This is a genomic window from Streptomyces himalayensis subsp. himalayensis, from assembly GCF_013778455.1.
GTDB lineage: Bacteria > Actinomycetota > Actinomycetes > Streptomycetales > Streptomycetaceae > Streptomyces > Streptomyces himalayensis.
Genome location: NZ_JACEHE010000020.1, coordinates 103,735 through 129,046 on the forward strand (window position 1 = coordinate 103,735; position 25,312 = coordinate 129,046).

At 68.2% G+C, this 25,312-nt stretch carries 24 protein-coding genes and 6 pseudogenes; 21 read left to right on the forward strand and 9 right to left on the reverse strand.

Annotated features, from left to right (window positions below):
- Positions 1-672 precede the first annotated feature (672 nt).
- Both H1D24_RS28470 and H1D24_RS42735 read left to right on the forward strand, forming a co-directional pair.
- The gene (locus tag H1D24_RS28470; RefSeq protein ID WP_258564379.1) at positions 673-894 is read left to right on the forward strand and encodes a heme-binding protein; all 222 of its coding nucleotides are present in this window, start codon (positions 673-675) and stop codon (positions 892-894) included.
- Entirely contained in the window at positions 855-953 is a 99-nt protein-coding gene (locus H1D24_RS42735) for a hypothetical protein (protein ID WP_374064407.1), read from the forward strand. The genes H1D24_RS28470 and H1D24_RS42735 overlap by 40 nt, the downstream gene beginning before the upstream one ends.
- 381 nt (positions 954-1,334) lie before the next feature.
- Here the strand turns inward: H1D24_RS42735 and H1D24_RS28475 are convergent, their stop codons facing one another.
- Positions 1,335-1,973 carry a TetR/AcrR family transcriptional regulator gene (locus tag H1D24_RS28475; RefSeq protein ID WP_181660576.1) on the reverse strand — a complete coding sequence of 213 codons (639 nt, stop codon included), beginning with the start codon at positions 1,971-1,973 and terminating at the stop codon, positions 1,335-1,337.
- Positions 1,974-2,648: 675 nt separating this feature from the next.
- Between H1D24_RS28475 and H1D24_RS28480 the strand changes: the two genes are divergently transcribed.
- The 5 genes and pseudogenes from H1D24_RS28480 (at position 2,649) to H1D24_RS28500 (ending at position 8,025) form a co-directional block, all read left to right on the forward strand.
- Positions 2,649-3,167, forward strand: coding sequence for a (2Fe-2S)-binding protein (locus H1D24_RS28480; protein ID WP_181660577.1), 519 nt, complete (start codon positions 2,649-2,651; stop codon positions 3,165-3,167).
- A gap of 2 nt (positions 3,168-3,169) precedes the next feature.
- Entirely contained in the window at positions 3,170-4,159 is a 990-nt protein-coding gene (locus tag H1D24_RS28485) for an FAD binding domain-containing protein (RefSeq protein ID WP_181660578.1), read from the forward strand.
- Positions 4,156-6,366: a xanthine dehydrogenase family protein molybdopterin-binding subunit gene (locus H1D24_RS28490; protein WP_181660579.1), complete on the forward strand. Its 2,211-nt coding sequence runs from the start codon at positions 4,156-4,158 to the stop codon at positions 6,364-6,366. The genes H1D24_RS28485 and H1D24_RS28490 overlap by 4 nt, the downstream gene beginning before the upstream one ends.
- Before the next feature lie 53 nt (positions 6,367-6,419).
- A pseudogene (locus H1D24_RS28495) lies at positions 6,420-6,746 on the forward strand (XdhC family protein); the annotation flags it as partial.
- An 808-nt stretch (positions 6,747-7,554) separates the two neighbouring features.
- Complete coding sequence (locus H1D24_RS28500; RefSeq protein ID WP_181660580.1) at positions 7,555-8,025, forward strand: Dps family protein; 471 nt, start codon at positions 7,555-7,557, stop codon at positions 8,023-8,025.
- A 35-nt stretch (positions 8,026-8,060) separates the two neighbouring features.
- Here H1D24_RS28500 and H1D24_RS44165 read toward each other — a convergent pair whose 3' ends face one another.
- The 4 genes from H1D24_RS44165 to H1D24_RS28515 form a co-directional block, all read right to left on the reverse strand.
- Positions 8,061-8,366, reverse strand: a complete 306-nt coding sequence (locus tag H1D24_RS44165; RefSeq protein WP_374064408.1) for an aldehyde dehydrogenase family protein — start codon at positions 8,364-8,366, stop codon at positions 8,061-8,063.
- 522 nt (positions 8,367-8,888) lie between these two features.
- Complete coding sequence (locus tag H1D24_RS28505) at positions 8,889-9,185, reverse strand: helix-turn-helix domain-containing protein (RefSeq protein WP_181660626.1); 297 nt, start codon at positions 9,183-9,185, stop codon at positions 8,889-8,891.
- A gap of 694 nt (positions 9,186-9,879) precedes the next feature.
- Entirely contained in the window at positions 9,880-10,299 is a 420-nt protein-coding gene (locus H1D24_RS28510) for a nuclear transport factor 2 family protein (protein WP_181660581.1), read from the reverse strand.
- Complete coding sequence (locus tag H1D24_RS28515) at positions 10,296-11,189, reverse strand: SDR family NAD(P)-dependent oxidoreductase (protein WP_181660582.1); 894 nt, start codon at positions 11,187-11,189, stop codon at positions 10,296-10,298. The genes H1D24_RS28510 and H1D24_RS28515 overlap by 4 nt, the downstream gene beginning before the upstream one ends.
- Before the next feature lie 467 nt (positions 11,190-11,656).
- On the opposite strand from H1D24_RS28515, the gene H1D24_RS28520 reads away from it, so the two are divergent.
- Both H1D24_RS28520 and H1D24_RS28525 read left to right on the forward strand, forming a co-directional pair.
- The gene (locus tag H1D24_RS28520) at positions 11,657-11,833 is read left to right on the forward strand and encodes a hypothetical protein (protein ID WP_181660583.1); all 177 of its coding nucleotides are present in this window, start codon (positions 11,657-11,659) and stop codon (positions 11,831-11,833) included.
- Positions 11,834-12,011: 178 nt separating this feature from the next.
- Positions 12,012-14,825, forward strand: coding sequence for a helix-turn-helix transcriptional regulator (locus H1D24_RS28525; protein ID WP_309484473.1), 2,814 nt, complete (start codon positions 12,012-12,014; stop codon positions 14,823-14,825).
- Positions 14,826-15,017: 192 nt separating this feature from the next.
- Here H1D24_RS28525 and H1D24_RS28530 read toward each other — a convergent pair whose 3' ends face one another.
- Positions 15,018-15,821, reverse strand: a complete 804-nt coding sequence (locus H1D24_RS28530) for an SDR family oxidoreductase (RefSeq protein ID WP_181660584.1) — start codon at positions 15,819-15,821, stop codon at positions 15,018-15,020.
- 38 nt (positions 15,822-15,859) lie between these two features.
- On the reverse strand, positions 15,860-16,279 hold the full coding sequence (locus H1D24_RS28535; protein WP_181660585.1) for a GlcG/HbpS family heme-binding protein: 420 nt from the start codon (positions 16,277-16,279) through the stop codon (positions 15,860-15,862).
- Positions 16,280-16,390: 111 nt separating this feature from the next.
- On the opposite strand from H1D24_RS28535, the gene H1D24_RS28540 reads away from it, so the two are divergent.
- Positions 16,391-17,299, forward strand: a complete 909-nt coding sequence (locus tag H1D24_RS28540; protein WP_181660586.1) for a helix-turn-helix transcriptional regulator — start codon at positions 16,391-16,393, stop codon at positions 17,297-17,299.
- A gap of 434 nt (positions 17,300-17,733) precedes the next feature.
- Here the strand turns inward: H1D24_RS28540 and H1D24_RS28545 are convergent.
- Positions 17,734-17,922, reverse strand: a pseudogene (locus H1D24_RS28545) (transcriptional regulator); the annotation flags it as partial.
- 477 nt (positions 17,923-18,399) lie between these two features.
- Here H1D24_RS28545 and H1D24_RS28550 point away from each other — a divergent pair.
- The 4 genes and pseudogenes from H1D24_RS28550 to H1D24_RS28560 all read left to right on the forward strand — a co-directional run bounded on the left by H1D24_RS28550 (position 18,400) and on the right by H1D24_RS28560 (position 21,643).
- A complete protein-coding gene (locus H1D24_RS28550) occupies positions 18,400-18,855 on the forward strand; it encodes an SsgA family sporulation/cell division regulator (RefSeq protein WP_181660587.1) in 456 nt (151 codons plus the stop codon).
- 74 nt (positions 18,856-18,929) lie between these two features.
- On the forward strand, positions 18,930-19,790 hold the full coding sequence (locus H1D24_RS28555) for an aldo/keto reductase (protein WP_181660588.1): 861 nt from the start codon (positions 18,930-18,932) through the stop codon (positions 19,788-19,790).
- 141 nt (positions 19,791-19,931) lie between these two features.
- A pseudogene (locus H1D24_RS42740) lies at positions 19,932-20,205 on the forward strand (SDR family NAD(P)-dependent oxidoreductase); the annotation flags it as partial.
- Positions 20,206-20,443: 238 nt separating this feature from the next.
- A complete protein-coding gene (locus tag H1D24_RS28560) occupies positions 20,444-21,643 on the forward strand; it encodes a hypothetical protein (protein WP_181660589.1) in 1,200 nt (399 codons plus the stop codon).
- Positions 21,644-21,783: 140 nt separating this feature from the next.
- Here H1D24_RS28560 and H1D24_RS44405 read toward each other — a convergent pair.
- A pseudogene (locus H1D24_RS44405) lies at positions 21,784-21,942 on the reverse strand (transposase); the annotation flags it as partial.
- A 54-nt stretch (positions 21,943-21,996) separates the two neighbouring features.
- On the opposite strand from H1D24_RS44405, the pseudogene H1D24_RS44170 reads away from it, so the two are divergent.
- From H1D24_RS44170 to H1D24_RS28595, 7 genes and pseudogenes are all read left to right on the forward strand, one after another.
- Positions 21,997-22,209: pseudogene (locus tag H1D24_RS44170) on the forward strand (SDR family oxidoreductase); the annotation flags it as partial.
- 284 nt (positions 22,210-22,493) lie between these two features.
- Entirely contained in the window at positions 22,494-23,111 is a 618-nt protein-coding gene (wrbA, locus tag H1D24_RS28570; protein ID WP_181660590.1) for an NAD(P)H:quinone oxidoreductase, read from the forward strand.
- Positions 23,112-23,219: 108 nt separating this feature from the next.
- Positions 23,220-23,666, forward strand: coding sequence for a hypothetical protein (locus H1D24_RS28575; protein WP_181660628.1), 447 nt, complete (start codon positions 23,220-23,222; stop codon positions 23,664-23,666).
- A 29-nt stretch (positions 23,667-23,695) separates the two neighbouring features.
- Positions 23,696-23,815 (forward strand): annotated as a pseudogene (locus H1D24_RS28580) (transposase family protein); the annotation flags it as partial.
- Positions 23,816-23,927: 112 nt separating this feature from the next.
- Entirely contained in the window at positions 23,928-24,065 is a 138-nt protein-coding gene (locus H1D24_RS28585; protein WP_181660591.1) for a hypothetical protein, read from the forward strand.
- Between the two features lie 333 nt (positions 24,066-24,398).
- A complete protein-coding gene (locus H1D24_RS28590; RefSeq protein WP_181660592.1) occupies positions 24,399-24,692 on the forward strand; it encodes a hypothetical protein in 294 nt (97 codons plus the stop codon).
- 132 nt (positions 24,693-24,824) lie between these two features.
- A complete protein-coding gene (locus H1D24_RS28595; RefSeq protein WP_181660593.1) occupies positions 24,825-25,235 on the forward strand; it encodes a hypothetical protein in 411 nt (136 codons plus the stop codon).
- The last annotated feature ends 77 nt before the right edge of the window (positions 25,236-25,312 follow it).

Consider the following 25,312-nt stretch of genomic DNA (forward strand, 5'->3'; position numbering starts at 1 on the left):
GTCTCGTTCCGTACGGTTCTCCTCACGAGCGGTTCCCTTCCCCTCATCGGCACGAGCGGACAGCCGTCCGCCCGAGGCACCCGGCGGTGGATCCTACTGGCTGCCGAGATCGAACCCCGCACCGCACCGTTCCTGACCTTCACTTTCTCCCGATCCAGAAGCCTCTGGAGGCCTCGGGGCCGGTTGCTCGGTATGCAATCTGGTACCGGCACATTTCCCCGTCATGCTCGCGCATGTTTCGTCGCCCCTGTGGGGCGACGCCGGGGCGTCCGGCGATCGGGAGGCCGGGGACCTAGCGAACGCGACTGAGTGCCCGCGCGCAGCCCGCAATGTGTACGTAGCGCGAGGCATCTGAGCCGACATCCCCAGTCCGCCTGGCCGGGAGCATCTGAAGCGGTCAGCTCACCCGGCCCCCGTGACACCCGCGGGCGCGATCCCGGAAACGAAACTGATGCATGGGCGAACTGCGCCTGCCCCGTCCTGGTCACCATACCTACGGGAACTGCTCGCAGCCCTTTCCAGCATGGTCGGATGACGGATTACACCACATGTCCGGCATGGCGAAACATTGGCGTCAGAAAGAAACGCCGACCGATTGGCCGGACCACAAGGCGGTTACCGGAATCGCGAACCGGCCGGCAAAGACGCCACCATGCAAGGAGTGTCGTCCCCATGCCTGACATTTCGACCGGAGAGAACCAGCGGGTTCTCTCGGCCGGTATGCGGAGCGCAGCGGAAATGGCGCTTCCCGTGAATATCGCGGTGTTCGACACCGGAGCGAATCTCAAGGCTTTCGTCCGTATCGACGGTGCCCTGCTCGGCCTGGCGGCAAGCCGATTCACAACGCCGAGGGCGTGGCCGTCGGGGCCGTGGGCGTGTCAGGGGGATCCGTGACCCAGGATGCCGAGATCGCCCAGGCGGCGGCCGCTGTCCTTGCTCCTGCGCCGGCCTGAGTTCCTGCCCGGCCGGGACGTGCCTTGAACCGGTCGCACCGATAGGCGTCTGGCTGAGCCCCTGCCGGGTGCCGGTCTTCGCGCCCCAGCGGAAGCTGCACAAGCTCCCACAGCATTTCGGGCGCGAGAAAGAAAAATCAAAACAACAAATGCAACACCGAGTAAAGAGGAGTGCATCGCTGCGTCGGGCGGGGCCGGGCCCGAAGGGCCTCGCCAGCAGACAGTGTTACCGCGACGACGACGCTTCCCGCCTTCCCTGAGCGGCGAGCAGGACACGGCAACCGGGGCCGATCTGGTCGACACCCGCCTGCGGGAGGAAGAGGAAGCCGAAGGCGCCCTCCGATCCTGGTCAAAGGCACGGTAGGCGCCCTCCGGCCTTGGCTAGCCGGCAGCCGCTTCGTGGGAGCGGCGGTACACGCCGTACCAGTAACCGTTTGCCAGCTCGCGTGCGAGCGCGGCGTCGTCCCCGTCGCTGCCGGACACCTGCTGGGCGATGACCTGACCGCCTCCCTGGACGATGACCCTGGCGGCGAGCTCGGGGTCGATGTCCGCGGGTGTCCGGCCGGCCTGTTGCTCCTCCTTCAGCACTGTCACTACGTGGTCAACGAAACGGTCCTGATCCGCCGTCCATGCTTCACGGACCGCCGGGTCGTAGGCGGCCACTTCGTTGATCGCCGAAAGCAGCGCGGCGTGCTTGCGGTAATGCCGCAGGATGAGCTCGTAGGTACGGGCCAGGCCGTCCAGTCCGCCGCCCGGACCGCAGGGCCGCCAGGAAGAGGCGATCGCATGACTCTCTGTCTTGAGCGAGCCGCTCAGCCGAAGCAGGACATCCACCTTGTCGCGGAAGTACAGATAGAACGTGGAACGCGAGATGCCCGCCGCGTGGGCGATCTGCTCCACGCTCAGCTCGGTGTAGGTCACACCACCGCTCAGCAGCTCCTCGATCACGGACAGGATCCGCCTTTCGAGTGCGGACCGTCGGTCAGCCGCGCTGGAGCGTCGTCGAGTGGTGGAAGCCATGGGGATCATTCTAAGGAACCGGCGGCACGTCGAAGGGCCCGGATCCGTGCACGGCACCGGTCCGGCAGGACTGCGTATGTGGCACGACGCGAACAAGCCGCACGGCGCGCCAGCCCGGTGCCGGTGCTCGGTCCGAAGATGATGGTGCGGTGGAATGCGTACGGCATGCATGACAGAAGTCCTGCTGCCTGTACACACGCGCATCCGTAGCACCCCTGGCGGGATGTCCCTGATATGTGGCACAGCACCGCTGAATCAGCCGACCCTGGTACGTACGGTCGCTGGTCAGCGCGCTAGGATCGATGTGCTGCTAGCGGCAAGATCCGGACATATGGTGGAAACTGAATCCACGTACATGCCCTTGTCCAGCACAGTGGAGTAGGCCGTGACCGGGGCGGCGTCGGCGAACCGCTCGTTGAGCCGACTTCCAGCAATTCCACGACCTCGGGCCATCGCCGACCGGCGTTGGATTTGCCCGTGCGCCGAGCGAGGGAATGGCGAAAAAGGCCCTCACGCGCAATAGGGCACAGCAACCATTTCTGCTCAGCGACATACTTACACAGTACGAGTGGCGGATTACAACCACTTCTGAGACGCAACCTCTGACCGCAGGGCCGGAAAAAAAGTGGCCTTGCCCGGAGGAATTCCCTCCGGCTGAATCAGAATTGAGGCGCCATGAAGCATGTGGAAACCGAGGCACGGCCGGCCGGACAGGCGCCGCCGGAAGCGCCCCATGTCGACGTCACCCTCAACGTGAACGGCACGCTCCACCGGCTCCGGCTCGATGCGCGTGTCACGCTGCTCGACGCGCTGCGTGACCACCTGGGCCTCACCGGGGCGAAGAAGGGGTGCGACCAGGGTGCCTGTGGAGCCTGCACGGTGATGGTCGACGGGAGGCGCGTGGTGTCGTGTCTCGCGCTGGCCGCGCAGTACGAGGGGCGCGAAATCACCACCGTGGAATCCCTGTCGGTCGACGGCGAGCTGCACCCCATGCAGGCCGCCTTCGCCCGGCATGACGCGTTCCAGTGCGGCTACTGCACGCCGGGGCAGATCATGTCCGCGGTCTGCCTGATCGCCGAGGGGCGCGCGAACTCGGAGGAAGACATCCGCGAGTTCATGAGCGGCAACATCTGCCGCTGCGGCGCCTACCCGAACATTCGCGCGGCGATTCGCGAAGTGACAGGGGAAGGCTGACGATGCACCCCTTCGAGTACGCCCGCGCCACGGACGCCGACCAGGCGGTCGCTGTGGTCAGCGCTGATCCGCACACGTCGTTCCTCGCCGGCGGCACCACGCAGCTGGACCTCATGAAGGACGGGGTGCTCCACCCCGAACGGCTCATCGACATCACCCGCCTCCCCCTCGGCGGCATCACGCACACCGCCTCGGCGATCCGGGTCGGCGCGCTGACGACGATGGAGGAACTCGCCACCGATCCCGTCGTGGGCGAGCGGCTGCCGTTCGTGCGACAGGCCCTTCTGCTCGGCGCATCGACCCAACTGCGCAACATGGCCACCATCGGGGGCAACCTGTTGCAGCGAGCCCGGTGCCGCTACTTCCGAGATCCCACCGTCGCTTCCTGCAACAAGCGCAACCCCGGTTCGGGGTGCGCTGCCATCACGGGGATCCAGCGGATGCACGCCATCCTCGGCACCAGCGACCACTGCATCGCCCTGCACGCCTCGGACGTCGCGGTTCCGCTGACAGCACTCGACGCGATCGTCCACGTCCTGGGCGCGGAGGGTTCACGGTCGATTCCCCTGACCCAGTTCTACTTGCCGCCGGGCGACACGCCCCACATCGAGAACGTGCTGCGGCACGGGGAGCTGATCACCGCGATCGAGATCCCGCTGCTTCCCGACGGAGCACGGTCTCACTACCTCAAGGTCCGTGACCGTGTCTCGTACGAGTTCGCGCTGGCCTCGGCCGGCGTGGCCCTCGCGACCGAAGACGGCCTCATTCAGGAGGCGCGAGTGGCGCTGGGCGGCGTCGGCACCATCCCCTGGCGCGCCTGGAACGCGGAGGACGTCCTGCGTGGCGCCCGCGCGGGCGCCGACTCCTTCCGCACTGCGGCGGAGGCGGCCCTGGAGGGCGCCAGGCCGCTGCCTGGAACCGCATTCAAGGTGGAGTTGGCAAAGCGCACTCTCGTACGCACCCTCGAGACCGTCGCAGGAGCGCTGTCATGACGACTCTCGAAACCGGCAGGACCGTTGGTGCGGGCCTCGACCGCGTGGACGCCCCCCTGAAAGTGACCGGAGACGCTCAGTACCCCAACGACTACTCCTACCCCGGTATGGCGCACGCCGCCTTGGTGCGCAGCACCATCGCCGCGGGACGCATCCGCAGCATCGATGTGACCCAGGCCCTGGCGGCGCCCGGTGTCCTGACCGTCATCACGCATCTGACCGCGCCGAAGCTGGAACGCGGCCCCATGACTCTCCTGGGCGGGTCGCCTCCGGCTCCGCTGCAGGACGATCGCATCCTGCACTACGGTCAGCACATCGCGATCGTGGTGGCGGAGACCGCGGAGCAGGCCCGGCACGCCGCACGGCTGGTACGCGCCGAGTACGAAGCGGCCGAAGCGATGCTCGACCTGAACGACCCCCGGGCCCAGATCGTTGAGAACCCCTGGGGGCTGGACACCGAGCGCGGTGACGTCGACGCCGGATTCGCCCAGGCGGACGTGGTCGTCGAGGGGACCTTCACCACCCCTGACAACACCAACAATCCACTTGGCCTGATGGCCACCATCGCGTTCTGGCACGGCGATTCACTCACCGTGCACGACTCCACGCAGTGGCCGCACAACGTGCGTACCTCGCTCGCCACGATCTTCAAGATCCCCGAGAGCGGCATCAGAGTCCTGGCCCCCTTCGTCGGCGGCGGCTTCGGCGCCGGCCTGCGGGTGTGGCCTCATGTGATTCTCACGGTGCTGGCCGCCCGCGAGGTCAATCGCCCGGTCAAGCTGGTACTGACCCGGCCCGAAATGTTCACCTCCGTGGGACACCGGCCCAACAGCGTCCAGCAGATCAAGGTCGGCGCCACCCGCGGCGGGGACCTCGTCGCCATCGAGCACCATGGCATCTCGTCCGTCGCGATGGAGGACGACGACTACGAACCGGTCTCCTTCTGTTCGGCCGTCTCCTACGCCTGCCCCAACGTACTGACCCGCGACCGGCAGGCGCGCCTGAACATCCCCTGCCCGGGCTCCATGCGCGCCCCGGCCGAAGGCCAGGGCAACTTCGCCCTCGAGTCCGCCATCGACGAAGTCGCCCACGCCGTGGGCATGGACCCCCTCGAGATCCGCCTGCGCAACTACGCGGAACAGCACCCGTTCCTCAACCTGCCCTGGTCGAGCAAGGCACTGCGGGAGTGCTACCTCCAAGGCGCAGAGCGGTTCGGTTGGTCGCGGCGCACGCCGGAACCGGGCTCCATGCGCGACGGCCGCTGGCTGGTCGGCTACGGCCTGGCCGGCGTCTCCTACCCGTTCTACCAGGTACCGTGCCAGGCCCGCGCCTCCGTGCGCCGCGACGGCTCGGCGTACGTGCGCAGCGCCGCCACCGACATCGGAACCGGCACCTACACGGTCATGACCCAGCTGGCGGCCGAACTCCTGGGACTCGACATCACCCGGGTGCGTTTCGACCTCGGCGACTCCGACATGCCCTACGCCCCCCAGGCCGGCGGCTCCGGTCTCACCGGGGCCCTCGGCAACGCCGTCCACGCCGCCTGCCGGCGCCTGGTGCGGGAATTCCTCGACGTGGTGCGCGACGATGCCGCATCCCCCCTGCGCAGAGCAGCGCTCGACGAGGTGACGGTCACCGACGGGCGCATCCACCGCGTCGGCGATCCGGGGCAGGGAGAGTCCTACGTCGACATCCTGGCCCGGCACAGCCTGGAAGAACTCAGCGCCGACGGCAGGAGCACCCCGCCTCAGGCCGAGGAGCTGGGCATGGCCCTCTCCGGCGCCTTCGGTGCGAAGTTCGTCGAAGTGCGCATCGATCCCGAACTGGGCCTGCTGCGTGTGGCACGGGTGGTCTCCGCCATCGACGGCGGACGCATCCTCAACGAGAAGACCGCCACCAGCCAGATCATCGGCGGCACCGTGGGCGGCATCAGCCAGGCCCTGTTCGAGGAGACGGCCACCGACGAGGTCACCGGGCGCATCGCGAACGCGACCTTCGGGGACTACCTGATGCCGGTCAACGCCGACGTGCCCGACATGGAGGTGCTCTTCGTCGGCGGTCCCGACCGCGCAACCGCGGTCGGAACCAAGGGAGTCGGCGAGGTCGGACTGGTCGGTATCGCAGCGGCCATCGGCAACGCCGTCTACCACGCCACCGGACGCCGCCTCCGCTCCCTGCCGATCACCATCGACCAACTCATGCTCTGAGATCGCAGGCGTGTGATGCCGTACCGCACCGCTGCAGTCCAGAGGAGAAAGGCATGCTGGACCTTGCAGGAGAGTTGTGCCAGTGGATTGAGCAAGGCCGTGACTTTGCCGTCGCCACCGTGGTCGCGGTCAGCGGTGGTGCACCGCGTGCGCCTGGCGCTGCCCTGGCCGTGGATCGGGACGGCACGGCCATCGGCTCGGTCTCCGGCGGTCGTGTGGAGGGCCCGGTTTACGACCTGTGTCAGCAAGCGCTGAAAGACGGTGAGATCGTCCTGCAGCAGTTCGGCTAGAGCGACGAGGACGCCTTCGCCGTCGGCCTGACGTGTGGCGGTGTCATAGACATCCTGGTCACGCCCGTCCGTGTCGGTGATCCGGGCCGGAAATAGCGACGGCAGCAGCGCGGTGGGGATCTCATGACCCGCGACGGCGAGGAGGCTGGCGGTGCCAATACACCTCACCCCGGGCGTGAGCCATCGATCTCTGATCTGCTGGTCGTCGGCAGGCGTGGGTGGCTTTGCGGCTGGCACGGCGTGAGCGCAGGAAATCTCGGAGCATCGTGTTGTGCCTCATCGGGGCCTCCCCGCGGCGGCGAAGGGGGGTACTGGCGTGCCTAGGGTGGTGGCCGCCCCATGGACAAGCGCCTCCCTACCGCGGCTGACCGCCATGTCGTCACATACAGGCATGCCAACTCTCTCGTTGGGCGAGGCCGAGCAGGAGCTATCCGCAGGCGTCGCCAGGGCGACCGAGCTGTCGGCCGCGGTCGACATCGCTGTCCTGGATGCAGGGATCAATCTGAAGACCTTCGTCCGCATGGATGGACCCTTGTTGGGCTCCATCGACGGAAACGTCGTCCGGCCTGGAGAACAGCAAGGGCGGGCTGGTCGTGAATGCCGGCGGGCGCCCATTAGTCGTCGGCCGTGGCGGAGCGATCGACGTGCAGGGACGGTCGGTCGCGTACTGGCGGCCATCGAGCAGATGCTCAAGGGGAGCCAAGCGGCGGCGTGGACACGCACGGTGCAGCGGAGATGCCCGGCGCGCGACGGGGCGGACCATTGAACGCTTCGTGCCCGCTTCACCTGCGGCAACTTCATCGACGTCGTCGAAGAATCTGCCTGGCGGGAGTCCTGCACCCCTTTCATCCCTCATCCTGTCCCCCGCCTGGTCCCAGGCAGCGAAGGAGAACATGTCATGTCTGTCATCACCAGCCCGTTGCCGGAAGCCGACCGCAAGGTCGTCGCAGAGGCCTTGCAGGGCGCCCTGGTGGACCTGCTGGATCTGTCCCTGACGGGCAAGCAGGCCCACTGGAGCCTGTACGGGCCCCGCTTTCGCTCCATCCATCTCCAGCTCGACGAGGTCGTGACGAGCACCCGGGAGTTCTCCGACGCTGTTGCCGAGCGGGCCGCCGCGCTCGGCATCACGCCCGACGGCCGGGCGGCAACCATTGCCGCCGGCAGCAACCTGCCCGGCTACCCGGCTGGTTGGGTACGCGACAGCGACGCGGTAGCCGCAGTCGTAGAGTCCTTGGCCTTGGTTATTGCCCGGATGCGGGAGCGGGTCACGAACACTGCAGAGGCCGACCCGGTCACCCAGGACCTGCTCATCGCCATCACCGCAGACCTGGAGAAGCAGCACTGGATGTTCCAGGCGGAGAACACTTGACCGGCCCGGATGCCCAAGCGGCGCCCAGTCGGCGATCAGAGCTGTGCCGCCCAGCTCCAGCGGCCTGATGCCGGCTTGGCAGCAATGCTGCGGCCGACCGGTATCGAGCCGGTGACGGAGACCATGCACGGGACGGGATGCTCCACCAGCGCATTCCCGATAGATTCTCCATTCTTCCCACCAGCACGCTCAGGACTTCCTCCGGTAGGCCCGAATCCCCGTACGGCATGCGGTCGAACTTCAGCAGGCGCTGACCGCCCACCGGGACCCTTAGTACCGGCCTGCGCGTGACTCTGGCCGGGCCCGCTGGACGGCGGACCGGGCCTAAGGCACGCCGTCACAGTGAGGACGGCCGCTCATCTCGCCGAATTCCTGTGACGCAGGTGAGACATGCGCTTAAGTGTCGGCGCACGCGACAGGCACGTCCGTCCGGCTCCCGGCTGGTCAAGGCGTTCAACCACCCGGGTTACCACGACCTGGAGGAGGAAGCGCGGCCCGCCGGGGAGGAGGGACGCAAGGCCATCGCGATCGCCGGCGACGACCCCGACGATCGTGCCGTCGTCGCCTCTCTCGTTGCTGCGCTGGGCTTTGACCCGGTCGTCGCCGGCCCCCTCGCTGAGGGCATGCGCTTTGAACCAGGGACCGAACTGTTCGGAGCCGACGTGAGCGCCGACGAGGTCCGGGCATGCTCGACCGCTTCCCGGAGTCATCGTGTGGAGGGACTGTCGCTCTCGCACGCGCCGCGACGCCGCCGGAAGCGCCCACATCTTTCGCCACTGACCGGTACGGTCCCGCGACGTGTTCGGCGCCACGGGCCCAGGCCCGTAGCCGACGCCCGTGGCTCCTCCCCCGGCGCTCACCGCTCACGAAGACTCGGTCCCAGCACCGCCGCCGTCCACGGCCTTTCCGATGTGCCGCGCGCCGCGCGCCGGTAGCGGTTCGATCAAGTCGGTGATGGTGCACTCCAGGATGTCCAGCAAGGCCATCAACGTGCGGAGGCTAAGCCGCTCCGGTCGCTCTGCCACCAGCCGATACACCTGGCTTGGCGATAACGCGACACCGCGCTCGACCAGCAGCGGCCGCAGATCTGTGGTCGCGAACATGCCGCGAGTCGCCATGACCTTCCGCAGATGCCATCGGTAGTCCAGCTCGACAGTCATGCCGTCAGCCATCATCGCTCCCAACTCCGCCTCCAACGCCACTCACATCACCGCATGCACGATCAACTCGCCGACCTCGATGTTGCTGGCGAACATCACGGCGGACCGCTACCCGACATGCGCCTGCAAGAGACTGTGCACGCTCATCTGCGGCACCGACCAGCGACTCGGACCGCAAGAGATGATCGACGCGACCGTGCGCATCGGCACCAAGCGAGGGCGGGAAGCGGGCCTGCTGCCTGGCCCGAACACGAAGTGCGCATACGCAGGGCATACGAGACAGGATCCCGCTGTCTGTACGTGCTCGTATCCGTAGTGTCCCTAGTCCGCCATCCGCAGTGTGCGGCTGGACGAGCCCTGCCGGATGGGCCGCCCAGGCCGGGGATCGGCAAGTCCACGATTGTGGGGCGAAGCCTCGTGCCCGCGCTGAGGCTCGCGGGATGCAGGTGCTGACCACCACTGGCGTGCAGGCCGAAGTCCAACTGCCTTACGCCGCAGTGCAGCACCTGTCCCCTCGGCCGCGCCCCGGTCTCGGCGCGACCGCCGGCGGAACGCCGTTCCAGGTCGGCGTTGAGGCGCTCACCGCCCTCAGCTCGCTCGACCAGCCGGTCCTGCTGGCGGTGGAGGGACGCCCACTGGCTGGATCGGGCAAGCTGAGAACGGCTTGCCGGGCAGGGGCCTCGTGCCGAGCCCGTCAGGGGGCGGGGCTCACGGTCTGCCAGAGTTCGTTGAAGGCGATGCTGTCGTAGAACGCCGTCCCGTCGACGACCTTGCCGTCCTCAAGGGTCATGAACCAGGCGTAGGTGTTGCGGTACCGCGTCCCGGCGATGGTGGTGCCTTCGCCGTCCCAGACCACGGTCACCGTGTCCTGCTCTTCATCGGCGTAGACGGCGCGGATGTTCACCGGGCGAAAGGGCGCGTCCGCACTGAACCTGGCGCCGAAGGGCTGCAACACCTCCTCGGCGAACTGCTTGGCGCTGTCGTAGGTCTTGGAGGCGGCCGACCTGCCGACGATCTCCCAGCGCATGTCAGGGGCGAAGATGTCGGCGATGTATCCGGTGCCGGCCGCCCATGCGGCGAAGGCGTCGGCGACGATCTGGCGGTTGGACTTCATGACGGTAGCTGCCTTTCACTCGTGACGCGGGCTTGAGGGGAGAGGTTCAGAGCGTGGAAGGTGGCGTCGTGCAGGCGGTCCTGCCGTGCCCGGTCGGAGGCCTGCGGGTTGGGCGGCGCGGGGTTGCGTTCGTCGTAGTAGGCGCCGTTGTCGTCACGGCGCGAGGCCACGTACCGGAGGTTGGCCGCCGCGTGCTCGGGCCGATCACCGGCGACGGAGAACATGGCGTGCAGGAGACGGGTCGAGATGACCCCGGGGTGCATGCTGACAACGTCCAGTGACCGGCTGGGCCGATGTACCGCCAGCCAGCAGGAGTAGGTGACCAGCGCCAGCTTGGAGTGCGCGTACGCGGTCGACGCAGAGTACGGGTGGTGGGCCAGGCTGAGGTCGTCCAGGAGCAACGTCGCGGAAAGGTGCGTGGCCGAGGCGACGTTGACGATCCGCCCCCGCCGCCCGTCCCCGATCAGATCGATGAGCCTGCTCGTCAACAGGACGGGGGCCAGGTAGTTGGTCTGGAAAGTGATCTCGTGGCCGGCGCCGCTGACCGTCCGGGCCGGCGGCCCGGGCCGGGCGGCGTTGTTGATGAGGATGTCGATCCGGTCGGTCGCCGCGCGGATCTGCCGGGCGAGCCGCTCCACCTGCGCCAGGTCGCTGTAGTCCGCCTGGAGATAGCTGAGCCGGGTATCGGCACGCATCGTGGTCTGCACCGCATCCAGCAGGTCCGCGACGTCGTCCTGGCGTTCCAGGCCGTGGAGGATCAGATGGCCGGCCCGCTCGGCGAGCGCCATTGCGGTGGCGCGGCCGATCCCGGTCGTGGCTCCGGTCAGCACGATGGTCGCGTTGTGGTTGTCCTCGGGGTCATCGACAGCCCGGCGATCGTGTGGGTGCACGGTTGGTTCCTCATCGTGTTGCGTTCCTCAGCGCGTTGCTGATCGCCGCCAGTGTCAGGTTGGCCAGATGCCGGTCGCATCCGTGCTGGCCCTAGCCTGCCGCGCAAGTCCGAACGCGCACGCAAGCTGGCACGGCGTCAGTCCGAGGCGCACTCGTGCCGGTCTTGAGGGAACAGTTCGTTGTCCTCGTACGTAGACGACCATCAGTCGCTCGTACGGTCAGTTCCAGCGATCAGGAGGCGACCGCGACCGCCAACACGGTTGGCGTCATCCAGCGCGGTGCCCCTCTGCACTCAGAGCGATACAGAAGGTTACGCCGGTAGTCAGATGCGCCGAGCCGCCGACTTTCCCGACTGGCGACCGAAGCGTTGCCGGATTTTGTCACCTATATGGGGTGTGAGCTGGCCAATCCTGGCTGTAATCTCGCGCCTGATGAATAATTCGTGCATCAGATGAAGGTGGTCCGGGTGGGAGACGGGACTGTGAGCCGCTGGAGGTCGGCGCGGCTGGCGTTGGCCGAAGGCGCGAGGCGGCCGCGCGCGGACCGCATGGCCTCGTCGGAAATGCCGCCCGGCCACAAGAAGCACGAGAAGCAGCTGCCTGAAGCGGTGTGGCGGCGCGCGCTGGTCGGGGACCTGCGGTGATCATCGGGCGGACTCAGCAGATCCAGGCGCTGACTGCCTTGGACGACGCGGGCACCGCGGCCGTGCGCTTGTCGCGCGGGGACATGGTGGCCGGCCGGTGACGCGCGGCCAAGCCGAAGCAAAAGGCGGTTTCGAATTGCCTGGCGCGTCAAGGCGCGATGCGCGGTTCACGGGCGGGGTGGGCAGTGGTGACAGAGCCACGGGCCACCCCCGCCGCCCCGGCTTCCAGGCCGAACGGTGTCGCTCCCAGCTGCTGGGCCGGCAGGCCGAGTGCGGGCAGCTCGACCGGCTGCTCGCGGCGGTTCGCGCAGGTGAGAGCCGGTCGCTGGTGGTGCGCGGTGAGGCGGGAGTGGGCAAGTCCGCGCTGCTGGAGCACCTGACGAAGACGGCTTCCGACTGCCGTGTGGTGGGCGCCGCGGGAGTGCAGTCGGAGATGGAGCTGGCGTTCGCGGCGGTGCACCAGCTCTGCGTGCCGCTGCTGGACCGGCTGGACGACCTGCCCGAACCACAGCGTGACGCGCTCGGCACAGCATTCGGCATGCGTGCCGGGCCGGCGCCGGACCCCTTTCTCGTCAGCCTGGCCGTGCTGAGCCTGCTGGCGGCGGCGGCCGAGGACCGTCCGCTGGTGTGCGTGATCGACGACGCCCAGTGGCTGGACCGTGCCTCGGTGCAGGTGCTGGCTTTCGTCGCGCGCCGCCTGTTCGCCGAGTCGGTGGCCTGCGTGTTCGCGGTCCGCGAGTCCGGCGAGGCGGACGCGGCGGACGGTCTGTCGGGGCTGCCGGTGATGGAGGTCGCGGGCCTGCGTGACGACGACGCGCACGCGCTGCTGAGCACGGTGGTCCTGGGCCAGATGGACGATCAGGTACGCGATCAGATCATCACCGAGGCTCGCGGCAACCCTCTGGCGTTGCTGGAACTGCCGCGCGACCTGCCTTCTCTCAAGCTTGCGGGCGGGTTCGTGGCCCCGGCCGCGCGCACGCTATCGGGCCGTATCGAAAAGAGCTTCCAGCGGCGGCTGGAGCGCCTGCCCGCCGACACCCGGCAGCTGTTGCTGCTGGCGGCCGCCGAGCCGCTCGGCGACCCGGTGCTGCTGTGGCGTGCGGCCGATCTGCTCGAGGACGGCGTCGGCATCGCGGCGGCCGACGCCGCCGAAGACATGATCGACGTCGGGGACCGGGTGCGCTTCCGGCATCCGCTGGTGCGTTCGGCGGTCTACCGGGCCGCGTCGCCGGAGCAGCGCAGGAGCGTCCATCATGCCCTGGCGGAGGCGACCGACATCGAGGCCGATCCGGACCGGCACGCCTGGCACCGCGCGCACGGCACCGCGCAGCCCGACGAGTGGACCGCCGCCGAACTCGAACACTCTGCCGCGCGCGCCCAGGCGCGCGGCGGCCTGGCCGCAGCGGCCGCTTTCCTGGAGCGGGCGGCCGCGCTCACCCCCGACCCCGGGCGCCGGGCCGAGCGCGCGCTGGCCGCCGCTCAGGCGACGCACCAGGCCGGGGCACCGGATAACGCACTGAAGCTGCTGTCCATCGCCGCGGCGGGCCCGGTCGATGACCGGCGGCGCGGCCGGATCGAATTGCTGCGCGCCCAGATCGCTTTCTCCATGGACCGTGGCAGGGACTCTTTTGCGCTGCTACTCAAGGCCGCCCGCCGGCTTCAGCCGTATGACCCGCCGCTCGCTCGTGAGACGTACCTGGAAGCGATCAACGCGGCGCTGTTCGCCGGTCCGCTGGCCGACAACGGCCAACTCAAAGTGGCCAAGGCTGCCCTGTCTGCGCCGGGAACGACGGGGGCTCCCCGTCCCGCCGATCTGCTGCTCGACGGCCTGACTACGTTGATCAGCGACGGATACGGCGCCGGAGTACCGAGCCTGCAGCCGGCACTGAGTGCCTTCACAGATCCGGACCTTTCCCCGGAGCAGGGACTGCGCTGGCTCTGGCTCGCTGGTACCACGGCCGCGACCGTGTGGGACTACGAGACCTGGGACGTCCTCGCGACCCGGCACATCCAGCTTGTCAGGGAAAGCGGTGACGCCGCCATGCTGCCCTTCGCGCTGACTGCACTCGTCGCCGTGAACATGATCGCAGGCGAACTGGGCAGGGCTGCTTCGCTTCTGGAAGAGGTGAAGACGGTCTGCGAGGCGATCGGGATCGCCTACCCCGTTCACGGGTTCCTGCTGACCGCGGCCGGGCAAGGCCGCCAAACCGACCATGACGAGATGATGGGCACGGTCGTCGCGGAGGCGACCCGCCGGGGCGAGGGCAGCGCGTTGATCGTCAGCGGATGGACCACAGCGCTGCTGTGCAACAGCCGTGGCCGCTACGAGGACGCGCTGGTCGCCGCACGCCAGACAACCGACCACCCGCAGCGGGAAACCAGCGCCGCGCTGGGCTGGGCGCTGGTGGAGGAGGTCGAGGCGGCCGCCCGCAGTGGCGCGCTCGATCGGGCCGCCGACGCCTTCCGGCGGCTCAGCGAACGCACCGGCCCCAGCGGCACGAGCTGGGCACTGGGCGTCCAGGCGCGTTCACGGGCCCTCATCAGCAGCGGCGCGGACGCCGAGGACCATTACCGTGAGGCGATCGACCGGCTTGGCCCGACCCGCATCCGTGGCGAGCTGGCCCGCGCCCACCTGGTCTACGGCGAGTGGCTGCGCCGCGAGCGGCGCCGGTCCCAGGCACGTGAGCAGTTGCGCACCGCCCACGAGATGTTCACCGCCATGGGGATGGAGGCGTTCGCCGACCGGGCGGCGCGCGAGCTGCGGGCGACCGGCGAGACCGCTCGCAAACGGAGCGTCGAAACCACCGGCCAGCTCACGCCGCAGGAGAGCCAGATCGCCAGGCTGGCCCGCGAGGGGCTGACCAACAAGGAGATCGCCGGCCGCCTGTACCTGAGCACCCGCACGGTCGAGTACCACCTGCACAAGGTCTTCGCCAAGCTGGGCATCACCTCACGCAACCAGCTGGGACGTGACGCCTTCCGTGACCTGTGACCACAGCGACGGTGTCGATCCGGCGCCGGTCCGCGTAACACTGTGGAGCTCATGTTGCGGACACCACGGATGCGAGTGCGCACGGGCCACAGGACCCTGTGATGCATGCCGTACGCACTCGCATCGCCCCCCTATCCAGACAGGCCGATCATCGCCGTGGCCGGTAACCTCTCGGCACCGAAGCGGCGGACACTAGACCGTGTGGGTCCAGGCCGCCGCCTGGCTCTCCTTGAGCATGTCCTCCACGGCCTTCGGCACCACGTTGCGGAACTTGCCGCTGTCGTTCGACGCGACTTCGATCATCGCGTCGATCATCTCCTGCGGGTCGAGCCGCCCCTCGGGGACGCCGATGAGCGCATCGAAGCCGGCCTGCACGTCGGCCCGCTTGTTGAAGTTGCGGCTGTCGTCCAGCCACCGGAACGCCGTCTCGGTCATCGTCTCGTTGAACCCGGTCAGGTACGCGCCCGGGTTCACCGTCTGGATCTTGATGTTGAACGGCCGCAGCTCGCCTTCGAGGGCCTCGGCGAGGGCCTCCAGCGCGTGCTTGGTCGACACGTACGGGCCGAAGCCGGCCGGGGTGAACAGCCCGCCCATCGAGGAGGTGAAGACCACCTTGCCCGGCCGGCCCTCGTCGATCCACTTGCGGGCGAACTTCTGGGCCAGCGACAGCGGCGCGAACACGTTGGTCTCGAAGTTGCGGCGCAGCAGCTCGACCGGGATCTCGCTCACCGGCCCGGCCTCGCCGATGCCGGCGTTGCTGAACAGCACGTCGATGTCGAACTTCAGCGCCGCCTCGACGTCGTAGGGGTCGAGGACGTCCAGCTTCTGGACCCGCAGGTTGTCCAGGCCCAGCTCGGCGGCCTTGTTCCGCAGGGCGGTCACCTGCGGATAGATCTGCGTGGTCGCGATGACGTCATGACCGGCCTGGGCCAGGCCGATGGCCACCCCCTCGCCGAACCCCGAACCCGCACCCGTGATCAAAATGCGCTTGCTCATCTTCGTGTTTCCTTCTTTCAGTTTCTTTGGTGCCTGACTCAGACCGCGACCGCGACCGTGGCGAGCGCGGCGGCCGCTGCTTGTGCGATCGCGTCGTCCTGGTCCACCGACCCTCCGGACACGCCGACCGCTCCGACGACCTCACCTCCCATGACCAATGGCCGTCCGCCGGCGAACACCACCAGGCCGCCGTTGCTGTTCTCCAGGCCGAACGACGTGCCGCCCGGCTTGCAGAACTCGAACAGCGCCTCGGAGTTCATCTGGAACAGCGCCGACGTGCGGGCCTTGCCCATCGCCACGTCGATGGAGCCCAGCAGGGCTCCGTCCATGCGCACGAAGGCCTTCAGATTGGCCCCCGTGTCCAGGACGGCGATGTTGACCGGGACCGATATCTCGGTTGCCTTGGCGACACCGGCGGCTAGCGTCCGCTCGGCCTCGCCCAATGAGAGAACTGTCATGCCTGAAGTTCACGGCACGGCGTTCATGCGTGGAAGGGGAGCGTTCGTCCCTCCGACGGCCGCCACCCTAGGCAGGCCAGTACCCCCCCTCGCCGCCGGACGGTGGGCCCGATGAAGCGCAACACGACCCTCCGGGATTTCCTGCGTTCACGCCGTGCCCGGGTGACACCCCAGGAAGCGGGCGTACCGCCCGGCTGCGGACTGCGCCGCGTGCCAGGCCTCCGCCGAGAAGAGGTCGCCCACCTCGCCGGCATCAGCGTGGACTACTACGTCCGCTTCGAGCAGGGCCGATGCCCCAACGTCTCGGACGCCCTACTGGACTCGGTCGCCAGGATTCTGCGCCTGACCCCCACCGAGCGCCTTTACCTGTACGACATCGCCCGGGCGCCGTACACCCGCGCACTCGCGCCTGCCGGCGCCCAGCAGATCAGCAACGGCGTGCGGCTGCTGCTCGACAACCTCTCCACCCCGGCGTTCGTACTCGGCCGGCTGCTCGACCTCCTCGCCATCAACCAACCCGCCCGCGTCCTGCACCCCGGCCTGGAAACCCACGGAAACTACCTGCGCTGGCTGATGCTCGACACCGCGAGCCGCACACTGTGCGCGGACTGGGACCTCGCAGCACGCGAGGCGATCGCCATGCTGCGCCTCAACGCGGCCCCCTACCCGCACGACCCGACCTTCGCCACGCTGATCGACGAGCTCGCCAGGGCGAACGCGGAGTTCCGCCGTCTCTGGGACACCCACGACGTCGACGTCTGCAAAAACGGCAATCGCCGCTACCGCCATCCCATGGCCGGCGAGATCATGCTCCACAGCGAACGCCTCGACATCATGAACGCGCCTGACCAGGCGCTCTTCACCTACAGCGTCATCCCAGGCTCATCATCGGACGCCGCCCTCCGCAAGCTCGCCCCCACCACCAACCCGGCCAGCGCCACGCAGACCGTAAGAACAACGGCCCCCGCCATCCCCGGGTCTGTGCGGTCTTCGGTGCAACTTTCAATGCCCCGCGGGTAAGGCCCTGACCTGCCTGTCAATTGGCGAGGAGGTCCAGTAGCCGACCGAGGACGAACGCCGGGGTGGAGAAGTTCTCGAGCAGCAGGCGCAATCCGTCGCTTAAGTCGCTGGTCGTCGGCAGGCGTGGGAGCTTTTGTGGCTGGCTTCTGGGCAATCTCGTACAAGTAAAGGCGCTCGAACGGGGTGAGGTGCACAATCCTGGCGCCCGCGTACAACAACGCGTTCGGTCGCGCCCGGCGAAGTGGTGTAGGCGTGCGGAGTTTGCAACTCCGCAGGTCGCAGCCGCGACAAGCACGACACCTCGGCGATGCGCGCCGCCGACCGCGGGGAGCGGCGCGGGGACCGCCGTGCGGTGTCGGCGATCGTCGGCCGCGCGCAGGCCAGCCGGACCCCGACCGTCCGGATCGCTACACCACGCGGCGGGGACGCCACCACGCGTACGACACGTTGGGGCAACGGCCCTGCTCGAAGCGGACGTAGATGCCGGCGAGGTCGGCCACCTCTTCCCGCCGAAGGCCGGGCACACGGCGTGATCCAGGTCCGAGCGGCAGACCCACCTCCTGGGGTGTCACCCGGGCACGGCGTGAGCACAGGAAATCCCGGAGCATCGTGCTGCGCCTCATCGGGGTCTGCCCTGCGGCAGCGAAGGGGGGTACTGGCGTACCCAGGGTGGTGCCCGTCCCATGGACAAACGCCGCCCTACTGCGGCTGACCGCCATGTCGTCACATACAGGCATGCCAACTCTCTCGTGGGCGAGGCCGAGCAGGAGCTATCCGCAGGCGTCGCCAGGGACTCGGTGCATCGGGCTGAACGGTCGTCGATCACCGGGATGACTGCCTCGCGCGGTTCCAGTGGGCGCAGGCATCCATCAGATGACTCGCCCCGCACCAGCACTGCGCAATGCACAGAAGAAACGTCTTGGCGAAGCCTTGGCCGAGCGGAGAAACCCGGCGCGCGACGGGGCGGACCCGGAGCCGACGATACCAACGGGACGGGTGACAGAGGGGGCTTTACGTATCCGGTCAGGTGACGGATGTCCCAAGGGATGATCCACGCCATGGTCGCTGCAGCTACCGCATTCAGGAAAGGGAGGGGCGCCATGCCCGACAAACAACCGGAGATTTCGGCTGACCAACTCGCCGTCGATCACATCAGCTCACTGCCCATGCATATCCACCGCATCCTGTGGTCGTCGATCCGTCTCCCGATGCGCGCCGCGTTCCATTACGACCCAGACGATCCCCTGACGGTGTCCGTCTGTCTACACCCTCCGGAGAGCCCTGCCGTGACCTGGGTCATCTCCCGTGATCTGCTCTATGAGGGCACGCAGGGGCCCACCGGCATAGGTGACGTGAGGCTGTGGCCCTCACTGACTTACGCCCGGTCCGTGGTGTACATGCGGCTTGAATCGCATGGCATGGCAGCGCTGTTCGAGGTGAACCTGCCGAAGCTGGAGGGCTGGCTGCTGAGCACCTTCGACCTTGTGCCACCCGGTACGGAACTGGACAGGACCAACTGGGACCTGTTGGTGGAGCGCCTGCTCGACGATGCCTGAGCGCCCCCTCGGACGAGCGCTGCTGACCCACCCCGGGGACGAGAGCAGAGCACCTATCGGATTTGGAGCACGACATGACGACATTGACCGCCGCCGCATCGGGATCGTTCACGATCGGCGCCGACCTGACGGTGAACCGCCTGGGGTTCGGCTCGATGCGGCTCACCGGCAAGGGTGTCTGGGGCGACCCGAAGGACGCGGACGAGGCGGTGCGTGTGCTGCGGCGCGCCGTCGAGCTGGGCGTGGGCTTCATCGACACGGCCGACAGCTATGGACCGTTCGTGGCCGAGCAGCTCATCAAGAAGGCGCTGCACCCGTACCGGGACGACCTCGTCATCGCCACGAAGGCGGGACTGACCCGGCAGGGCCCGGACCTGTGGACCCCGCTCGGCCGCCCCGAGTACCTGCGTCAGCAGGCCGAGCTGAGCATGCGGCACCTGGGTGTGGAGCGCATCGATCTGTTCCAGCTGCACCGCATCGACCGTACGGTGGCGCTCGAGGACCAGGTGGGCGAGCTGAAGAAGCTGCAGGACGAGGGCAAGATCCGCCACATCGGACTGTCCGAGGTCAGCGTCGCCGACGTCCGAGCGGCGCAGAAGGTGGCGCCGATCGCGACCGTGCAGAACCTGTACAACGTGGCCAACCGCTCGGCGGAGGAGCTCCTCGACTACTCGACAGCCAACGGCATCGGGTTCATCCCGTGGTACCCGCTCGCGACCGGCGCCCTCGCGGCGCACGGCGGACCCCTGGCAGAGATCGCCGAGCGCACCGGGCACACCCCCGGCCAGCTCGCCCTCGCCTGGCTGTTGAAGCGCTCGCCCGTCATGCTGCCGATCCCCGGCACCTCATCAATCGCGCACCTGGAGGACAACATCACGGCCGCATCCGTTCAACTGTCCGATGAGGACTTCGAGGCGCTCGCCGCCGCGGTCTGAAGCTGTGACACCCGCTGTGACAATCACGGGCCGTTGCGCACAGCGGTGGCCGGCAAGGGGTTCGCTCTCCTGACGGCCGGAGATGCTCCGCCATCCGACATCCCGTGATCCCAACGGGGAGAAGATGTCCGCACGTTCCTCATCACCGGCGTGAGCAGTGGCCTCGGCCGCGCGTGCGCCACCGCCGCCCTCGAGGCCGGCCACACCGTCGTCGGCACCGTCCGCAACCCGGACCAGGTCGCCGCCTTTCGAACAGCCCGCTGCGGGCCATGCCCACGCCCGCCCACTCGACGTCACCGACACCGACACCGACAGCGTCGCGCCGACCGTTGCGGCGATCGAGCACGAGATAAGTCCCGACGTGCCCGTCAACAACGCCGGCTACGGGGTGGAAGGCACCTTCGAGGAGACGCCGAACCCGTCGCCGATCGCCACGGCAGCTCGGGCCTGCCCCTGACAAGGACGGACACGCGCATTCACCATGCCACCGCGGCTGTCTCCTGCGGCGTCATATGACAGATCCAGTGCGCCGCATGGTGAAACCGGCCGACTGGTCGGGCTTTACGCATCCCGTCAGATGACCGATGTCCCAAGGACTGCCGCGCCGTGGTTGCGGCAATGCCACCACATTCATGAAAAAAGAGGGAGGGGCCATGCCCGACAAACAACTGATGTCCACGTCCCGTACTCAGTTCGGCAAGCTGCCGGACCAGCCGACGATGACGACTCCGGCGCACCGGCACGCCACAGCATTTCTCGATACCGAACGTGCCCGCATAGGCACGCAGCCCCGCCTCGGCGTGGCGGGCCTCCTGGTGGTCGTTCCGGTCGCCTTGCTGTTCGCGTTCGGGCTGGGTGGCGCGGAGGACTCGGTTGTCGTCCTCTCGCCCCTCGTCACATTCGCGCTGCCGCCCCTGACGGTGATCGCCTTCTGGTGGGAGGACTGGCCGGGTTCCAGCCTGCGTCCCAAGTGGTCAGCATGCGTGGACACACTCCTGATCGCGGCAGCGGGCATCGCCCTGGCGGTGGCGGCGCAGCGGGTGATCGGTCACGTCGACGCCGCCGGTATCTTCGATCCGACTCCGGGGCCTGGTCACTCCCCGCTGTATCCCGCCTCGCTGCCCCTGGGACTGACCGCCTTCACGGCGATCCTGCAACTGACCCTTGCCTTCGAGGGCTGGCCGCTCAAGCGACTGCCGCGGCTCGCCGGCGGGATCGCGGCACTGGCGCTGTCCTGGGCCGTCGCCCTCCTGGTGCAGTACCTCGCCTACGACTTTCCCGCCCCGCCGGACTCCGGCCTGTTCAGCCAGAGCGGGCCGTTCTCCCGGGAGGACATCTCCGTTGCGCTCGCCGTGTGCGGTTCGTGGCAGGTATGGCTGTTCATCGTCTGGCGTGGTTGGCCCATGAACGCATTGCGGAAGCGATGGCTTCGGATCGTCGTGGGGAACGTGCTGGTGCTCGGTGGCGCGGCGCTCACCTACGCGCTCGCCTACGGCGCGGGCGGGGTGGAGCCGCCCGCCATCCTGGCGGCCGCCACCAGCTTCAGTGCCGCCGGGGTGCTTGTCGGCATGCTCTTCGAAGGGGCGTTGCGCCCCTATCTGTCCGCCGCCTGGGAACGCGTGGCCACCCTTGCCGTCACCGTGGCGGTGGGAGCCGGGCTCGGTACCGGGCTGCTCGCCTACGCCAACACGCTCACCTGGTCGACCTCCCACGCTGAGGCGTGGGTGGGACATGCAAGCATCAACGCATTGGCGTTCGGCGTGATCCTGCACGTGGCGGTCTGCCACCGCTGGCCACTGGACGACAAGACCTCGGCACTGCGGCAGCCCGAGGCGCCCGAACACTCACCGTGAGCCGGACCGGACCGTCCACGGCCTTCCCGGGCCCCGCACTCGGACCCTGCGGGCGCCCCTCGCCGTGATCGACCCCGACCGGCTGGCGCAGATACCGCGGACCAAGCACAAGGCGTTCACGAAGACACTGCAGTGGCAGTCGCTTGAGTGCTGCGGAGCCGGGTGCCGGCCTGGGCCAGGGGTCGGATCTCCGTGTCGAACTGGAGGAACGGCACGAACTCCGCCCAGGCGTTCTCGCAAAGCCGCACGATCGCCGGATATTCGGCGCCCCACTCCTCTGGGAAGTCCAGGAAGCGGTCCTGCCCAAACTTCGCGCCTTCGCCGCCGCGGATGTCCGGTTACGCGGTCTCCACGTGCGGGTCCGCGCACTGACCAAGACCGCCGCACTGGAACCGGGCGCCTACAAGATCGGAGTGAACGCAGACCACCCGGGGCAGACCCGCTCGCCGATGACCGAGGGCGTCACCTTCGACACAAGCAACATCGCACTCGGACGGGTCGGCGAGCCCGATGACGTCGCCCACACGGTGCTCTTCTTCGCCTGCAACGACTCTCGATTCGTCACCGGCAGCGAGGCCGCGTCGACGGTGGGCAGATCGCCGGCCAGGGCCGACTACCAGGGTCTTCCCGACCAGCGGCAGCGCTTCCCGCGCCACCCAGCTGTGCCGATACGCAGCAGCACCGACGAACCCGTTCATGCCGGTTGTGGGCAACCAGGCGTCACAGGCCGCCGCTTCAGATCCGAACCACCACGTCCGGTGTGCGGCTCACGGCACTGGTCAGGCAAGACCATCACCCGGGCTTCATACGCCCACTTCACCATCACCTTCAAGCAAATCGGAGTACAACTGTGTCCACCCCCGTCAAGCTCGCGGTCATCTACTACTCGTCCACGGGCTTCAGCGCCGAGATCGCCCAGGAGATCGCCCAAACCGCCCAGAAGGCCGGTGCCGAGGTCCGCCTGCTCAAGGCCGCCGAACTCGCCCCCGAGGCCGCCATCGCCTCCAACGAGGCCTGGGCCGCGCACGCCGCCGCCAGCGCCGGCATCCCGGTGGCCACCCCCGCCGACGTCGAGTGGGCGGACGCCGTGATCTTCGGCTCTCCGACCCGCTTCGGCAACATCTCCTCCCAGCTCAAGCAATTCATCGACACACTCGGCGGCCTGTGGGCGCAGGGCAAGCTCGCGAACAAGGTGTACAGCGGCTTCGTCACCACCGCCACAGCCCACGGTGGACAGGAGTCCACGCTGCTGGCCCTGTACAACTCAATTCACCACTTCGGCGGTCTGATCGCCTCCCCCGGCTACACCAACGCCGTGAAGTTCATCGACGGCAACCCCTACGGCACCTCGCACACCGACGCCCAAGGCAATAACCCCGTCGGCGAGCAGACCCGCAACGCCGCCCGTCACCAGGCAGAACGGGTGATCCAGATCGCGGCCGCTTTGAAGGCCGGCCTCGCCACCTGACCAGCTCACCACGCTGTCCCCGCCGTATGACCTCGCACACAGCGTGGTGCCATGCACCACTCGCGTGTCTGAGCCCCTGTCCAGCGGCCGAAAGCCCACCAGGTGTCCTTGTCGACGTCCCGCCGCTGCGTCCACGACAACCTGCCCGACGAGGCGGCCCGCTCGAAGGTCACGGTACTGCGCGATGATGTCGAGCCGGCCTCGGAAGCCCAGATCGACTACGGCTTCCTGGGACAGTGGAACAACCCAAGCACCGGAAAGCGGCACCGGACTCAGGCGTTCATGATGGTGCTTCCCGCCACACGGCACATGCTCGTCCGCCCGGTGGTGCACATGGACCAGCACGCCTGGACCCTCACGCATGCGGAAGCCTTCCGCTTCTTCGGCGGTTATGTGGGTGACAACTCTTCCGCGATCTCGTGTTCCCGGTCAGGATGGTCGCTCCCGTCGAGGAGCTCGGATGGCCTGGCAGCCGCAGTTGTACGACGTGTCGATGCCGCGGGGAACCCCGCGGCATCGCCCGGGCACGCCCTGGTCGACGACTACCTGGAGTAGCCACTGTGGTCCTCAGCGACTGAATCTCGTACCCGCGCGATGGGCGCCCGGGCCTCTCGCCCGCCCAACTGGCCACTGTCTGTGTGCTGCAGTTCCTGCTCGACCTCTCGGACCGGCAGGCCGCCGAGGCGGTCCGCTGCCGCATCGACCATCGACGCTTTCCCCGCCCAGGCCCGCACAGTTCTGCACCACGGCCTGAGCGCTCCGGATCGCCTGACCTCACTCTTCCCGCGCCCCCAAGCCAACAACCGCACCGCCACCGTGATAGGCCTGCTCGCCCGCGTAGGAGACCGCTCTTCCCTCCCCCTGCTCGCCGCCTACCGCGACCACACCGTCCTCGGCGGTACGGCCGCAGACACCATCCGGCACATCAACAACCGCACCACCATGGAAACGTGACGTGCCGCACCGGGCATCGTGTTGGATGTGACTGCCGTTCTGCCGGCCCTATAGCGGTCTGCATGAGGATGACATGGGCTTTCGTCAGTCATGTCATAGCTGATGAACACAGCCCGTCAGTACAACTTCCCTGGTCACCACACACTTTCCACTGACATCCATACGACGATCAGCAAGTGACACTCCTCCGCAGACCATCAGCCCCGCAACCTGGCCCGCCTCACCGCCCAGGCCGAGGCGGCGGAATGGGCCGCCACCGTCGAGACGCGGCCCGGACACTGCGCGCTGCTGCTCACCGCTCGCCAGAAGGCCGGGGAAACCGCCCTGCGCTGCGTGTGGCGGCTCACCGCCCGGGGCTACCGCTGGGGGGACGGCACCACCGTCACCCGCTGCGGCCAGACAGCCGCCAAGGGCATCGCATGGCGCGCCGTCGCGGACCTGGTAGCCGCCGAGGCGCCCACCGCCCGCACCCAGCCGACCGCGCCGGACCTGTCGATGTCGGTCTACGGCAAGCGGGGCGCATCGCCCGTCACGGCGGAGGTCGTCTCTGTCTCCATCGCCACCACCCCGGCAGGTGAAGTCCCCGTCTGTCTATACGCACTTGTTTGGGCTCCACTGCACCAATGAGTTGTGGCCCCGCCGATGTGCCAAGTTGATCTGGCCCCACTGGTATTACAAACGCCGTAGCCTGCACGGGTCGGGGGCGCATCGGGGCCGGCTGACGATCTCTGGACGGTAGGCCGCGGGGAGGGGGGCGACATGCACAGCAGCTGCCTCGTACCGCGCCTGCTGGAAGGGGCATGCAAGGTCATCGTGGCGCTCGGCGCCGTCTACGCGGCGCTCGTGTTGTTGCTCGCCCATCCCGACGCACTGTTGATCACATACAAGCATGGCGGGCTCACCCCGCTGATCATCATCTTCGCGGGGGCATGCGCCGACTGGCTCTGCCTGCGCCTGATCAGATCGCGGACACGCCCACCGATCGTGCTGGTCATCGGCACTGTGTGTGCCGTCGGCCTCCTGACCGTGCTTTGGTGGGGAACCCGCGGCACGGTGGAAGAGCAGCACATCACGCCTTCCCCGCCCAGCGGGCGCTTCCAACAGTCGCAGCCTCCTGGCAACGCCCCGGGCACAGTGCAGCCCCCGGCGCCGCCCAGCGCCGGGCCGTAGTCGAACGTGGAGCCCTCGGCCACCTGGCTTCATAACCGAGAGCGGACACCGCTTGTCGATGAGTTCAGTCACCACTT

Bases quoted from the DNA above. Each gene is read 5' to 3' on its own strand.
- H1D24_RS28470 (WP_258564379.1), top strand. From the start codon at position 673: ATGCCTGACATTTCGACCGGAGAGAACCAGCGGGTTCTCTCGGCCGGT.
- H1D24_RS28475 (WP_181660576.1), bottom strand. From the start codon at position 1,973: ATGGCTTCCACCACTCGACGACGCTCCAGCGCGGCTGACCGACGGTCC.
- H1D24_RS28480 (WP_181660577.1), top strand. From the start codon at position 2,649: ATGAAGCATGTGGAAACCGAGGCACGGCCGGCCGGACAGGCGCCGCCG.
- H1D24_RS28485 (WP_181660578.1), top strand. From the start codon at position 3,170: ATGCACCCCTTCGAGTACGCCCGCGCCACGGACGCCGACCAGGCGGTC.
- H1D24_RS28490 (WP_181660579.1), top strand. From the start codon at position 4,156: ATGACGACTCTCGAAACCGGCAGGACCGTTGGTGCGGGCCTCGACCGC.
- H1D24_RS28500 (WP_181660580.1), top strand. From the start codon at position 7,555: ATGTCTGTCATCACCAGCCCGTTGCCGGAAGCCGACCGCAAGGTCGTC.
- H1D24_RS28505 (WP_181660626.1), bottom strand. From the start codon at position 9,185: ATGACTGTCGAGCTGGACTACCGATGGCATCTGCGGAAGGTCATGGCG.
- H1D24_RS28510 (WP_181660581.1), bottom strand. From the start codon at position 10,299: ATGAAGTCCAACCGCCAGATCGTCGCCGACGCCTTCGCCGCATGGGCG.
- H1D24_RS28530 (WP_181660584.1), bottom strand. From the start codon at position 15,821: ATGAGCAAGCGCATTTTGATCACGGGTGCGGGTTCGGGGTTCGGCGAG.
- H1D24_RS28535 (WP_181660585.1), bottom strand. From the start codon at position 16,279: ATGACAGTTCTCTCATTGGGCGAGGCCGAGCGGACGCTAGCCGCCGGT.
- H1D24_RS28540 (WP_181660586.1), top strand. From the start codon at position 16,391: ATGAAGCGCAACACGACCCTCCGGGATTTCCTGCGTTCACGCCGTGCC.
- H1D24_RS28550 (WP_181660587.1), top strand. From the start codon at position 18,400: ATGCCCGACAAACAACCGGAGATTTCGGCTGACCAACTCGCCGTCGAT.
- H1D24_RS28555 (WP_181660588.1), top strand. From the start codon at position 18,930: ATGACGACATTGACCGCCGCCGCATCGGGATCGTTCACGATCGGCGCC.
- H1D24_RS28560 (WP_181660589.1), top strand. From the start codon at position 20,444: ATGCCCGACAAACAACTGATGTCCACGTCCCGTACTCAGTTCGGCAAG.
- H1D24_RS28595 (WP_181660593.1), top strand. From the start codon at position 24,825: ATGCACAGCAGCTGCCTCGTACCGCGCCTGCTGGAAGGGGCATGCAAG.